This is a genomic window from Acidobacteriota bacterium (genome assembly GCA_016713675.1).
GTDB lineage: Bacteria > Acidobacteriota > Blastocatellia > Pyrinomonadales > Pyrinomonadaceae > OLB17.
Genome location: JADJOS010000004.1, coordinates 650,901 through 663,668, shown reverse-complemented (window position 1 = coordinate 663,668; position 12,768 = coordinate 650,901). Strand labels below are relative to the sequence as shown.

At 51.6% G+C, this 12,768-nt stretch carries 12 protein-coding genes; 7 read left to right on the top strand and 5 right to left on the bottom strand.

The window, feature by feature from the left end:
• The first annotated feature begins 156 nt into the window (after window positions 1–156).
• Together IPK01_16455 and IPK01_16450 are read left to right on the top strand one after the other, a co-directional pair.
• Window positions 157–411, top strand: coding sequence for a helix-hairpin-helix domain-containing protein (locus IPK01_16455; protein ID MBK7935029.1), 255 nt, complete (start codon window positions 157–159; stop codon window positions 409–411).
• 9 nt (window positions 412–420) lie between these two features.
• Window positions 421–3,183 (top strand): ComEC/Rec2 family competence protein, encoded by a 2,763-nt coding sequence (locus IPK01_16450; GenBank protein MBK7935028.1) that lies wholly within the window; start codon window positions 421–423, stop codon window positions 3,181–3,183.
• Window positions 3,184–3,247: 64 nt separating this feature from the next.
• On the opposite strand, the gene IPK01_16445 is transcribed toward IPK01_16450, so the two are convergent.
• Both IPK01_16445 and purH read right to left on the bottom strand, forming a co-directional pair.
• Complete coding sequence (locus tag IPK01_16445) at window positions 3,248–4,273, bottom strand: nuclear transport factor 2 family protein (GenBank protein ID MBK7935027.1); 1,026 nt, start codon at window positions 4,271–4,273, stop codon at window positions 3,248–3,250.
• 151 nt (window positions 4,274–4,424) lie between these two features.
• Entirely contained in the window at window positions 4,425–6,125 is a 1,701-nt protein-coding gene (purH, locus tag IPK01_16440; protein MBK7935026.1) for a bifunctional phosphoribosylaminoimidazolecarboxamide formyltransferase/IMP cyclohydrolase, read from the bottom strand.
• A 307-nt stretch (window positions 6,126–6,432) separates the two neighbouring features.
• On the opposite strand from purH, the gene IPK01_16435 reads away from it, so the two are divergent.
• From IPK01_16435 to IPK01_16425, 3 genes are read left to right on the top strand one after another with little or no spacing between them, the layout of a single operon-like run.
• Complete coding sequence (locus tag IPK01_16435; GenBank protein ID MBK7935025.1) at window positions 6,433–7,908, top strand: hypothetical protein; 1,476 nt, start codon at window positions 6,433–6,435, stop codon at window positions 7,906–7,908.
• On the top strand, window positions 7,905–9,050 hold the full coding sequence (locus IPK01_16430; protein ID MBK7935024.1) for a hypothetical protein: 1,146 nt from the start codon (window positions 7,905–7,907) through the stop codon (window positions 9,048–9,050). The genes IPK01_16435 and IPK01_16430 overlap by 4 nt, the downstream gene beginning before the upstream one ends.
• Before the next feature lie 6 nt (window positions 9,051–9,056).
• Complete coding sequence (locus tag IPK01_16425) at window positions 9,057–9,347, top strand: Smr/MutS family protein (GenBank protein MBK7935023.1); 291 nt, start codon at window positions 9,057–9,059, stop codon at window positions 9,345–9,347.
• On the opposite strand, the gene IPK01_16420 is transcribed toward IPK01_16425, so the two are convergent.
• Window positions 9,344–9,577, bottom strand: a complete 234-nt coding sequence (locus IPK01_16420; protein MBK7935022.1) for a hypothetical protein — start codon at window positions 9,575–9,577, stop codon at window positions 9,344–9,346. The genes IPK01_16425 and IPK01_16420 overlap by 4 nt on opposite strands.
• Window positions 9,578–9,716: 139 nt before the next feature.
• Between IPK01_16420 and IPK01_16415 the strand changes: the two genes are divergently transcribed.
• On the top strand, window positions 9,717–10,601 hold the full coding sequence (locus tag IPK01_16415) for a dienelactone hydrolase family protein (GenBank protein MBK7935021.1): 885 nt from the start codon (window positions 9,717–9,719) through the stop codon (window positions 10,599–10,601).
• Between the two features lie 38 nt (window positions 10,602–10,639).
• Entirely contained in the window at window positions 10,640–11,074 is a 435-nt protein-coding gene (locus tag IPK01_16410) for a hypothetical protein (protein ID MBK7935020.1), read from the top strand.
• Between the two features lie 79 nt (window positions 11,075–11,153).
• Here the strand turns inward: IPK01_16410 and IPK01_16405 are convergent, their stop codons facing one another.
• Together IPK01_16405 and IPK01_16400 are read right to left on the bottom strand one after the other, a co-directional pair.
• On the bottom strand, window positions 11,154–11,786 hold the full coding sequence (locus tag IPK01_16405) for a carboxypeptidase regulatory-like domain-containing protein (protein ID MBK7935019.1): 633 nt from the start codon (window positions 11,784–11,786) through the stop codon (window positions 11,154–11,156).
• The gene (locus tag IPK01_16400; GenBank protein ID MBK7935018.1) at window positions 11,779–12,765 is read right to left on the bottom strand and encodes a GDP-mannose 4,6-dehydratase; all 987 of its coding nucleotides are present in this window, start codon (window positions 12,763–12,765) and stop codon (window positions 11,779–11,781) included. The genes IPK01_16405 and IPK01_16400 overlap by 8 nt, the downstream gene beginning before the upstream one ends.
• Window positions 12,766–12,768: the final 3 nt, after the last annotated feature.

Genomic DNA, 12,768 nt, shown 5'->3' with positions numbered 1-12,768 from the left:
CTGAGGTGAGCTTTTTGATAGGTTTCTCTAACTAACAACTTTCAACTGTTGACTACTAACCGTTAGGTAAAGTTGATCGTTGGTAGTTAAGAGTTGATAGTTATCGGAAAGGGTGTGAGCAAGTCTAAATTTCCTATATTGCTTTTGTTGCTTTTGCTGGCGGGGTGTTCGACGCGGGTTGAATATTCTTCTGCGAATGCAGTTGGACCGTCGCTGAACGCAATAAACATAAACACCGCATCGGTCGAAGATCTCGAAAAATTGCCGCACATTGGGCGGAAGACGGCGGAGGCGATCGTGGAGTTTCGTGCTGTCAACGGACCGTTTCGGCGGGTCGAGCATCTGATGCAGATCCGCGGTGTTAGCGAAGAGCGGTTTGGGGCCTTGCGTCCGCACATAAAAATCGAATAGAAATATACGATGCCCACGGATCGTAGAGCTTCCAATTTCAATCGCAACGCGGTGTTGTGGCTCGCTGGTGCTTTTGCAGTTGGGATATTGACGGCGAATTTCGCCGGGGTCGATTTGCGCGCTGCAGTCGGGGCATCGGTCGTTTTCGCGGTTCTCGCGTACGTTTTCAAAACACAACAATTTGCGACTTTGCTGATATTTACGGCGTTTGCATTTGCCGGAGCGGCATCGCTCAACATCGAGAAGAGCGGTGTTGCGGCGGATAGACTGCGTTTGCTGTACGACAACGGCACGATCAAGAGCGGCGAGCCTGTAGAGATCGAAGGTGTTATGGTCCGGGGCCGAGAGCCGACGGTTGACGGCGATCTTATCACCTTTCGGGCGGAAACATTGCGGATTCGAAACGAAGATCTCAAGGTATCCGGTAAGGTTCGGCTGTTTGTACAGAACGGTAAAAACCCATTTGAAATTTCAAAATTAGGATCTGAAACGCCTGAGGCGGAATTTGATATTTCGGCGGCAGAGCCTACCAGTCTTTTGGTAGGCCCAAAGCCGTCAGATCTGAAATACGGCTCGCGGATCCGTGTTTCCACCAAACTCGAACGCGAGGATAATTTTCTCAACCCAGGAGTGATCTCGCGGCTGCAGATGCTCGACCGGCTCGAGATCGATGCGAGCGGGTCGGTGAAGAGCGGTTTACTGATCGAGCACCTGGCGGATGAGAGTGTCTTTGTGCCGCTGGCTTGGGTCTATGACCAGCGGGAGAAGTTGATCGATTCGTTTCGGCGGAACCTGAGTCAGCGAGCGGCGGGTGTGATGATCGCTTCGCTGCTCGGGGACAAATATTTTCTCGACAAAGAAACGGCAGACCTGTTTCGCGATGGCGGGACGTTTCATATTCTGGTCATTTCGGGGTTGCATATTACATTTATTGGCGGAATGCTGTTGTTGATAATTAGGCGTGTTTCGCGGAATCGCCCAGCACAGTTTGTGTTGACGAATGGCGTTTTGTGGGCGTACACGCTGGCGGTCGGTGCGGATGTTCCGGTAGTGCGGGCGGCGGTGATGTTCACGGTGATATCGTTTTCGCACGTCATCTACCGGCAATCGAGTTTGCTCAATTCGCTCGGTGTTTGCGCTCTTATGCTTCTGGTTTGGCGGCCGACGGAGTTGTTCGATCCTTCGTTTCAACTAACGTTTGTGAGTGTGGCGGCGATCGTGGCATGTGCATATCCGCTGATCGAGATGCTGAGAAAGATCGGACGCTGGACGCCGACGGCGGCGATGCCTTTTCCGCCGGACGTGCCGAAGCGGCTCGCCCGCCTTTGCGAGACGCTTTATTGGAATTCTGACGAGTGGCGGATCGAGGCGAAAAGCTATGTTTGGACCGCAAGGCTCTCAAAATCGCCATATTTATCCGGTAAGATCATTGGCGGCGGTCAGCGTGCGATCAGGTATTTGTTTGAGGGAATTTTGGTGTCGCTGATCGTGCAGATCTGGATGCTGCCGCTGACAGTTGTCTATTTTCATCGTGTTTCGATCGCATCGGTCGTGTTGAACTTGTGGGTCGGTGTGTTCATCGCTATCGAGAGTTTTGCGGCGGTGATCGGTGCGGTGATCAGTTATTTCGGCGATGCGTTGGCTCGTCCATTCTTTGCGGCCGCGGAGATATCGGACTGGTTGATGCTCGCATTGCCGCGAATGTTTTCGGATAACGGCTGGGCCAGTTTTCGGCTGCCGGCATATTCGGCTGCGGGAGCTTTCGTTTACTTTTTGTACTTTGTGCCGATTATCTTTTTGGCGGTCTTGCTCAGCCGGTGGAAGCCGTTCGAGTTAAAGGCTGACTCGCGGATCCTTGGCCGCCGACTTCTGGTCCCAGCGTTCGCGGCGTTTGTAGTATTATCCTTCGCCATCGTATTTCATCCATTTAGTTCGCCGACGGCGGATGGGCGATTGCATGTTGATTTTCTGGATGTCGGGCAGGGCGATGCTGCGTTGGTGACGTTTCCGGACGGACGAACACTGCTGGTTGACGGCGGCGGGAAGATGAATTATAGATCGGACGATGACGGCGAAGAGCCTTTCGTTCGAGATGTTCGCGACATTGGCGAGGCGGTGGTTTCGGAATATTTGTGGCATCGGGGATTTTCGCGGATCGATCATATCCTGGCAACACACGCGGATGCCGATCATATTCAGGGATTGACCGATGTGGCTAAAAACTTTGCAATAGGCTCAGCAATTTTTGGCCGTATGTCGGCCGAGGATCCGGACCATGCGGAGCTCGCAGATGTTTTGCGTCGGCGTGGAATCTCAGCGACAAATATCTATCGCGGCGATGTATTGCATTTTGGCGAAGTGATCGTTGAGGTGCTCTATCCGCCCGAGGCAGACGAATCGAATTTGAGATCGGAAAATAACAACTCGGTCGTCTTACGTATTATTTTTGGAAACCGCAAATTCCTGTTGACCGGCGACATCGAACACATTGCCGAATCTGCATTGACCGCCGCCGACCTTTCTGCCGATCTTGTAAAAGTGCCGCATCACGGCAGCCGGACATCTTCGACACAGTCATTTATCGATACGGTTCGGGCAAACTATGCAGTCGTCTCGGTCGGGCGGACATCACCTTTTGGGCATCCACACGCGGATGTTGTTGGCCGTTGGAAAGCTGGCGGAGCTCAAGTGTTGGTGACCGGTGAGCGAGGGACGATATCGGTTTCGACGAACGGGGTCGACCTCGAAGTGAAGAGGTTTCTCTCCGAATAGCACTTTTTCAACAACAAGGGAGCCGATCGAACGGCTCCCTTGTTTGGGCAATTTATCAACCTTCCTACATTGCCGGTGATTCGAACATGAATGCCAGTTTCCATGTCTCGCCTTCTTTTACATAAACAGCGGATTGATAGAGAGCTCCGTTCTTTTGGCCGTCGCAGGTGCCGTCAGCTGAGCCTTTGAGCGTAAGGATCTCGACGGTCGGTGAGATCGCCGTAGCAAAGCCCTCGGTTACGCTAACCTTGGTGATGCCCTCGCATTTCATCGTCTCGGTCCAATGCTTGATGACGTTCGCTTTACCGGAAATCCAATTGCCGAGCGGATCGACGATCGATGCATTTGCGGTTAGCATCTCATCAAATTTCTTTGCGTCCTTGGCCTTGAAAGCTTCCCATCCGGCAGTGTGTGCCTTGACGAGTGCGTCGGTATTCGGGCCGGGCGTCGGCTTTGCAGGTGCCGATGTTGCAGCCGGAGTAGCGGGCGAAGCCGCAGCAGGTGCGGCCGGCTTTTCGTCTTTCTTTGGTTCCTCTTTTTTCGGCTCCGGTTTTGCCGGTGCCGCAGGCGGAGCTTTAGGATCGATGATCATGGTCTCGCTGTGGAAAGCTCCTTTCCATTTGTCGCCATCGCGGACGTAAATGCTGGCAGAGCGAACAGGGCTCGGCAGCTTTTCTGCCTTGCCGTCCGGTCCGGTACAGCTTCCATCAAATGTGCCTTTGTAGCTCATAACATAGGTGTCGGCGTCGATCATTGCCATCTGCGGATCTTCGAGATTCCAGGTCTTTACGTCGCACTTGAATGAACCGATCATCGCGAGCAATTCCGGTCTGCTCATTCGTCCACCGCGTTCGAACGAGACGAACTTCTCCGAAAGAAAGTTTTCAAAATACGCCTTATCGCCCTTTATCCAAGCCTCATTGGCCTGCTTGTCCATCGCAAAAAGCACCTCGGCCGTCGGAGCAGCAGCGGTCGGTTTGGCAGTGTTCGTATTGGTATTATTTGCGGGAGCATTGTTGGCAGGTGCACCGCAAGCGGCGAAGACCACCGAGGCGGCCGCGGTCAAAACTAAGGTCGTGATCTTTTTCATATTGTTATCTCCTATTGAAAACTACGAAACCAAAACACAAAAGCCCGAGGGGTTTTCGAATATGCAAAAACCAATCGAGCGTTCCTCTAGTCGTCCTAATTGGGTATAGTTTTAACACTACTACCACATGTTGTCAAGAAAAAAAGCGGCGTCAATGTTTGAAATGGCGAACGCCGGTGAAGGCCATCGCAATTTCGTGTTCGTCCGCGGCGGCGATCGATTCGTTGTCTTTGATCGATCCGCCGGGCTGAATGATCGCGGTCACGCCGAAACGGGCCGCTTCATCGACGTTGTCGCGGAACGGAAAGAACGCGTCCGAGGCGACCGCTGAGCCTTTGAGATCAAGATCGAAACGCTCGGCACGCATCGCAGCGATACGGACTGAATCGACACGATTCATCTGGCCGGCTCCGACGCCAAGCGTATGATTTTCGTTGGCAAAGACGATCGCGTTCGATTTGACGTGTTTACAGACCGTCCATGCTAACTGCATCGAATTGAGTTCTGACGGTGACGGCTGACGCTTGGTTACGACGTTGAGGTCGGAGAAGACGAGGCGGTGGACGTCTTGGTCCTGGACGAGGAATCCGCCGGAGATCTGTTTGTATTCCAGATCTGAAATTCCGGGTCGGAAATTCGAGATTTGAGATATGTCAGCGGTCGATGCGACCTTGAGTACTCTCAGATTCTTCTTGGATCTAAAGATTTCAATTGCTTCTTCGTCGAAATCGGGAGCGACAATTACCTCAGAAAATACTTCGATCACCGAAGCCGCCACCGCGGCTTCAACCTTTCGATTGAACGCGACAATGCCGCCGAATGCGGAAACAGGGTCGGTCGCAAGAGCCCGCTTATATGCCTCGACATTGTTCGTGCCGGTGCCGACACCCGACGGATTTGTATGTTTGATGATCGCAACTGCGAGCTCGTCGAAGTCCCGGACCAATTTCCACGCGGCTTCTGCATCGACGTAGTTATTGAATGACATCTCCTTGCCATGGAGCTGTTCAGCTCCGGCGATGCCGCCGTCTGATCCATCGTCGTAGAGCGCGGCACGCTGGTGCGGGTTTTCGCCGTATCGGAGATCAGTGACCTTGGCAAGCTCAATTATTTGATACGCGGGTAGCTGCACATCCGCGGCCGGTTCTGCGGTGGCTGTGGTTTCCAGTTCTAAGTCGTCCTCGCCGGCCTCGAAAAATGACAGATGGCCGAGCGGGTTAATTGGCTCGAGGCGTTCAAGATCTTCGTTCGACAATTGGCGAGCAAGATAAGTTGAGATCGCCAGGTCGTAGCTTGCCGTTCGTGTATATGCGAGTGCTGCAAGCCTTTGGCGCGTTTCGAGCGACAGTGAGCCTGCTTGATCGTTCAACTCATCCTTGATCTCGTCGTAAAGTCGGGGGTCGGTGACAACGGCAACGTCCCGCCAGTTTTTTGATGCCGATCGGATCATCGCCGGGCCGCCGATGTCGATGTTCTCGACGGCTTCTTCGAGATTCACGTCACCTTTGGCGATCGTGGCTTCGAATGGATAGAGATTTACAACGACCAGATCGATAGGCTTGATCGCGTGCTCATTCATCGAAGCAATATGTTCGGGGTTGTCGCGAAGGGCCAGAAATGCGCCGTGGATCTTTGGATGCAGCGTCTTTACACGGCCGTCCATCATTTCTGGAAAGCCGGTGACATCGGACACATCAGTTACATTGAGGCCGTTTTCGCGCAGGAATTTTGCGGTGCCGCCGGTCGATATGATCTCGACATTGTGTTCGGCGAGATGTTTGGCAAACTCGGCGAGGCCTGTTTTATCGGAAACGCTAATAAGGGCTCGGGCGATTTTTCGTAATTCGGTCATATGCCTAAAGAGTATCAAACAAAGGTTTGTACCCTAAACCACAAAAAAAGCGGTCTGGCTGACCGCTTTTTGTACTTGGAAAATTTTCAGACGCGTATACAGCGTTGATCGAAAACAGCAGGAAGATCATTGATCTCAGCCAGTCGACTAGAAGAACAACCTTCCCAAAAACAAAAGGCTGAATACCAGGACGAGTGCAAAAATTATTACTTTGATAAGACTCATAAAATTACTTATCCTAAGACGGTGAATCCGGATGCCTATTCAAAAGAAAATCAATTTTAAGTTTCCCGCGAGGACGATGTCAATGAAAATGACCCTGATTCGGCGTATTTTGGCCGCGTTTGGGTTGATTTTACAATTCTTTACATTTGGAAATGCACAGTATTTCAAAGCGACAATAAAAGCCGAGCCAAAATTGTCATCCATCGTTGTCGTAAATGGCAAAAATCCTGTAGGACGACGGAATCTATCATTTCTGTTTCGTGCAGCTGGGACAGATAAACTTGGAGAAAGAATTTCCGACGTAAATTTGTTCGACCAGGCCGGGAACGCAGTGACCTACAAGAAGTTTATCGCAGGCGAATATGTAGCGAACGCCGATTTTTGGTCGTGGAACTACAAGATCGACCTTTCTCCGTCGCCCTCACGCTCGGCCTCGGCGCATATCTCGTGGATAACGGCTAGAAACGGAGTCTTTATGCTCGACGACATGCTGCCAAAGTTTGCCGACAAAGAAAACAAGGCGACGGCGGAGATCGAAGTTGAATTGCCGGAAGGTTGGCGGGCAGTGTCGGGCAATCGCCGCACAGCGGGAAACGATTTTGCTTCGGCTAATGTCGCGACAACGGTCATCTACGTTGGCGAAGAATTGGTTCACACCGGGGTTGGCTCCGCCGCACCTAAGCTGTCGCTCGCATTGGACGGTAAGTGGAATTTTACCCGATCCGAGGCGATCGAATCGGCCAAAGAGATATTCAGCCAATACCGGACACTCTTCGATTCGTACCTGCAGGACGAAACAAACATCGCATTCATGAAGTTTCCCATTGCCGTCGGAACTGGTGAATGGGAGGCCGAAACGCGTGGGGCAAATATCACGATCGTCTCCTCGGACATGCCGTTCGACACGCAATCGAGGCAACGCATGCATGAGCAGCTACGGCATGAGATGTTTCATCTTTGGATACCAAATGGCGTGAACCTAAGCGGGAATTACGATTGGTTTTACGAAGGATTTGCATTATATCAGTCGCTGAAAATTGGCGTTGCGTCAAATCGGATCAGGTTTGACGACTTTCTGGATACTCTTGGGCGAGCCCTTGCGGCAGACAGGATGCATTCAAACGGTGTTAACCTGATCGATGCGTCGAAAAACAGGTTTGGCGGTGCGAATTCGACAGTATATGCTCGAGGTATGGCGGCGGCATTTTTATGCGATCTGGTGATTTTAGAAAGGTCCAAAGGTAAGCGGTCGATCGAAAATATCTTGCGGGAGATCTATCAAAAGCATCATGGATCAAATGTTCGAATGGACGGGAACGATGCCGTTCTCGCCGTGTTCGGCTCATATCCCGAACTAAAGCCGATCGTCGATCGTTACATAAAGGGCGGGGAAAAGGCTGCAGCTGACGTTCATTTTCGTGCCGCCGGTATTGAGGTGCGTAACCAGAACGCCGTTACGATCCTGGCGGTAGCCGCTAATTTGAATTCGCGACAGAAAGATTTGTTAGATAAATTGGGTTATAATACATGGCGAAAGTTGGCTAATATTTCGAAATGAGAGCAAAGTTCATTTTAGTTACATTTGTACTGTGTGCGGCAATTTTTAGCGCGGGCTGCACATGGATCGACCAGTCGGTCAGCGGCATTACCGGTGCACTCGGAACGAACGATACGGCAACGGTCATCGCAAAGACAGCTCAGATCCGCACGTCCTATTCAGTCGTCGCTGCCGACCTTCTGGAAGTCAAGCGCGGCGAAACGTTGGACGTACTTGATCAATTTGAGTATGAAAAAGTGCCTTGGTATCGGGTCCGAGCGCGTGACGAAGCTGCAACCGAAGGATGGATCGAGGCTCAGAATGTTATTACGAGTGACACGCTTACCAAGTCGAGGAAACTTGCCGAAGAATTTCAAAACCAGTCTCCGCAAGCGGCGGGGGTGATCCGAAGTGCTTCGAATTTGCGAATGGCTCCTGATATGACGCCTGAAAACGTGCTGTTCAAGCTCGCAAACGGTTCAACCTTCGATATAATGGCCTGGAAATTTGTTCCTAAGCAGGAAGCCCCCGATGTAGACGACGCCCCGAAAGGCACACAAAAATCGAGCAAGAAATCGAAGAACGACGAGATCGAATCTGCCAAAGAAGCCGGCGAGCCGGAGAATATTCAAGAAAAATACGATATCTGGTACCAGGTGCGGCTTGACCCGTCTGTTTCGCCTGCTCCGGCGGGATGGTTGTTCGGCCGTCAGGTCGAGTTATCAGTGCCGAGCGATATTGTATTTTTCCAGCAGAATAACAAGAAATTTGTTACCTGGCAGCGACTGGACGCCGACAGTTCGGGTTCTGTAACGCGGGCCGCGACGCCGGGCAGTTGGGTCATCTTAACGCGTACAAGTGCGGTAAAGGCCATCGACGGGGTAGAGCCTGATTTTGATGGTATTTTGGTGCTTGCGTTCGATAAATATGACCAAAGCTATTACACCGTGTGGCGAAATCCAAACAATACTGAGGTTTGGGGCTCGCTTCCGCTAAAGGTCGACGGCAAAGGCGATAACAAGACATTTTCGATCCAATTGCGCAACGCTGAGGGCAAAATGGAGACAAAGACCTTTACCGTTTTCAAGGACAAGAACCGGCTAAGGGTAAATCCGCCGGAAGATATCGCTCAGTATCAACAGGTACCGGCAAAACGGAAATAACTGACGGTGTACGACAAAAATAACCCATTCCCTGAACCTGTCGATCTCGAGATCACAGATTCGATCGATCTACATTCATTTCAGCCGCGGGACATACGTGCTGTGGTCGAAGCTTATCTTCTCGAGGCATTCAAAAAGCAGTTTCCGATCGTCAGGATCATTCATGGTAAAGGGGTCGGCGTTCAGAGAGAGATCGTCCGAAAGGTACTGTCCGAGTCCGATCTTGTAAAGTCGTTCAAAAATGCTCCGGAGTTCTCCGGCAGTTGGGGAGCGACCATCGTGCAGCTCGACCTTTAACTTTCTTCGATGATCTCGGCCCAGGTCTCTTCATCGTAAACGTATTCCGGACACACGTTTTCAAGCATTGCCGTTTGTTGGGCGATCTGTTGTTCGGCGGCCGCGAGCTTCTCAGCTAGACGAAGATTTTGGCGTTCGAGATGACGGACGTGTGTCTTTCGGTCGCGGTGCATCCGATCGAGGTAGAACATATACGAGAATTGGAGACCCGCAACGCCTACGAGTGACAAAGATAATCCGATCAATACGAGGTCGAGCATGTTGCAAAATACTGATGCAAATAGAATTCTGATCCGGAGGTTAATCAGATTATAACCTTGACCTTGACCGTTTGAAAAGTAAAAATCATAGGCACGCGGAATGTAATTTATGAAAGAAGATATTGTGAATTCTAATCCAACGGCGCCCACCTTGGACAGACGTGAATTTTTGGTGACGTCGATTTTTGCCGCGGGCATTTATGCCTCGGCGGTTTCGCCGATCCAGGCTCAGACCAAGATCACCACCGACGATGTCGGACTGATCGTCGGCGAGGTCAAAATTCCCGTTGCCGACGGCACGATGCCGGCTTACCGTGCTATGCCGACAAAGGGCAAGAATTTTCCGGTGGTATTGGTAATCCATGAGATTTTTGGCGTGCAAGAGTGGATACAGGACGTTTGCCGGCGTTTTGCTAAGCTTGGCTATATGGCTATCTCTCCTGCGCTGTACGCACGTCAGGGCGAGATCAAGGATCTCAAGGATTCGCGCGAGATAAACCGTCAGATATATTCAAAGATCCCGGACACTCAATCGATGAGCGACCTCGATTCGGCAGTTGCGTGGGCGAAAAACAATAAAGGTAACACAAAAAAGCTGTCTGTCACCGGATTTTGCTGGGGCGGCCGCATCACCTGGCTCTATGCCGCACATAATCCGAAAGTCAGAGCCGGCGGAGCGTGGTACGGCCGCGTTGTGCCGACTCCGAATTCGCCGGTAAACACGCTGCAGCCGACGACGCCGATCGACCATGTAAAGGATTTGAAAGTACCGGTTCTCGGATTGTATGGAGGGCTGGATAAGGGAATCCCGCTCGACGGCGTGCAGCGGATGCAGGATGAATTGAAAAAATACAGATCAGGATCAGAGATCCTTGTCTTCCCAAATGCTGACCACGGGTTTCATGCCGATTATCGTCCCACTTTCAATAAACAGGCATCGGAAGAGGCCTGGGCTAAATTGCTGGCTTGGTTTAAGGAGAACAAGGCTTTTTGATCAACGAGCCCGGCTATATCCCGAACTCACAACTTAATATGGAAACAGAACAATTAAAGCTCGAGTACACACTGCTGTGTGACGATGTTCGCATCGAGATGGGCAACAAAATATCGCTGATGGGCATTTTTCAAAATATCATGGTCGAAAAGCTGCCGGTCAGCCTGATCAAGTTCGCGGTTATCAACCACTGGCGAGGAAGCGGGAACCATCAAACGGAGGTTCGCATTCTGTCACCCGACAAGAATAATCTCGTTGTTACTTCACAGCCGACAACGATCGAACTCGCTCCGGGCGGATTTACCGACAATGTCAGCTTTTTTGTTAACGTTGTTTTTCCGACAGCCGGAACATATTGGGTCCAAACGATAGCGAACACCGTCGTCCTCGACGAGTTTCCACTTATCGTCACCGACAGTGCCAATCTCGAAGCCAACCGTCCTGCGGAAGAGATCACCGAGACAATAAATTAAAAAAACTTCAGCCAGGAATTACACGAATGCCACGAATAATAACTGATTCGCGGCATTCGTACTATTGGTCGGTGCATCCCTATTTTTCTGTCCGTGACAGATCGAGGGTAATGGCAAGGCGGTATATTGCGGCTTCGGACACTTCGATCTCCTTTGAGGCGGCAGCACCGTTAAACTTGGCAGTGAGCCGCAGTTTGGCATTGCCGGGCTTCATGCGGAAAGTAAATTCGCCGTTCGAACTGGTGTAGCCGCTCGCAAGCTTTTTGGTAGAACCGTCGGAATTGACACTTTCGAGTTCGACCTTGGCGGCCGTCACGCTGGTGCCCTCTCTATAAAAGACGCTGCCGTTGACGATGACCTGTGTGCCTCGGTCTGTCGACAACATCAGTCGCTCACCGAGATTCTGGACCTTATTCTTTTTGATCTCAATGTTGTAAAGAACACCGCTCGAATAGCCGTTGGCGTCGAAAACGAGGTTGTAAAGCCCGGATTCGAGACCGTCGAGCAAAAATTCACCTTTGGAATTTGCAGTCGCAGACCTTACGTCGTTACCCTTTTGCCGGGCGGTTACGGTGGCTCCGGCGATGCCGCTGCCGTTTGAGGTGCGGACCTTCCCTTTAACGCCGCCGGTCGATTGAGCGTCGGCGGTCGGCACGATAACAAAGGCGAGCAAGAAGGCGGCCGCGATATATAGGGATCTGAATTTATGCATGCGTTCCATGTCCGGCCGCATCCTTGCGATATTCGGCCGTTACATCATTGATGATGTCATCGAGCGTTCGGGTTGGCTGGTAACCGATCAGACGCTTCGCTTTTTCGAGACTCGGAACCCGCCGCTGCATGTCTTCAAAGCCCGCACCATACGCTTCGTCATACGAAATGTACTTGATCTGGCTGGAACTTCCCGTCAAGGCGATCGCGCGTTTGGCGAGATCGTTAATCGAACATTCTTCGCTATTGCCGAGATTTACGACAGTGCCGAAACACTCCGGCGTTTCGATCAACTTCGTCAATCCATCTACGACATCGGCGACATGGCCGAAGCAGCGTGACTGAGTGCCGTCACCGTGGATCTCGATCTTTTCGTTTTTCAACGCGGCATGAACAAAACGCGGTACCACCATGCCGTACTGGCCGGTCTGACGGGGACCAACCGTATTGAAGAGTCGGCAAACAACGACCTGCAGCTGCGTTTCCTTCCAGTGGGCGAGCGCAAGAAATTCGTCGAGTGTTTTGGCACATGCGTATGCCCATCGGTGTTTGTCAGTGCCGCCGGTGAGCAGGTCGTCGTCCTCTTTGAACGGAACTGAGATCCCTTTGCCGTAGACCTCGCTCGTCGATGGAATAAGCACACGCTTGCGATAGCGTGAACAAAACTTCAATATCACATCGGTGCCGTGAAAGATCGTCTCGATCGTTTTGACAGGCTGTTCCATGATCAGCCGTACTCCGACGGCACTCGCCATGTGGTAAACGCGATCCGTATCGCGAATTAGCCGTTCCATCAGCGGAGCGTTCAGGACGCTCTCGATGATGAGGCGAAAGCCGGGTTTATCTTCGAGATGGGCGATATTTGCGTACCGGCCGGTAGAGAGGTCATCAATGACCGTTACCTCGTGGCCCTCGGCAATAAGTTTGTCGGAGAGGTGGCTGCCGATGAATCCGGCGCCACCGGTGATGAGTATCTTCATATT

Excerpts from the sequence above, each read along its gene's own strand:
- purH (MBK7935026.1), bottom strand. The coding sequence starts at position 6,125 with ATGACCGAATTACGAAAAATCGCCCGAGCCCTTATTAGCGTTTCCGAT.
- IPK01_16415 (MBK7935021.1), top strand. The coding sequence starts at position 9,717 with ATGAAAGAAGATATTGTGAATTCTAATCCAACGGCGCCCACCTTGGAC.
- IPK01_16445 (MBK7935027.1), bottom strand. The coding sequence starts at position 4,273 with ATGAAAAAGATCACGACCTTAGTTTTGACCGCGGCCGCCTCGGTGGTC.
- IPK01_16430 (MBK7935024.1), top strand. The coding sequence starts at position 7,905 with ATGAGAGCAAAGTTCATTTTAGTTACATTTGTACTGTGTGCGGCAATT.
- IPK01_16450 (MBK7935028.1), top strand. The coding sequence starts at position 421 with ATGCCCACGGATCGTAGAGCTTCCAATTTCAATCGCAACGCGGTGTTG.
- IPK01_16400 (MBK7935018.1), bottom strand. The coding sequence starts at position 12,765 with ATGAAGATACTCATCACCGGTGGCGCCGGATTCATCGGCAGCCACCTC.
- IPK01_16435 (MBK7935025.1), top strand. The coding sequence starts at position 6,433 with ATGAAAATGACCCTGATTCGGCGTATTTTGGCCGCGTTTGGGTTGATT.
- IPK01_16405 (MBK7935019.1), bottom strand. The coding sequence starts at position 11,786 with ATGCATAAATTCAGATCCCTATATATCGCGGCCGCCTTCTTGCTCGCC.
- IPK01_16410 (MBK7935020.1), top strand. The coding sequence starts at position 10,640 with ATGGAAACAGAACAATTAAAGCTCGAGTACACACTGCTGTGTGACGAT.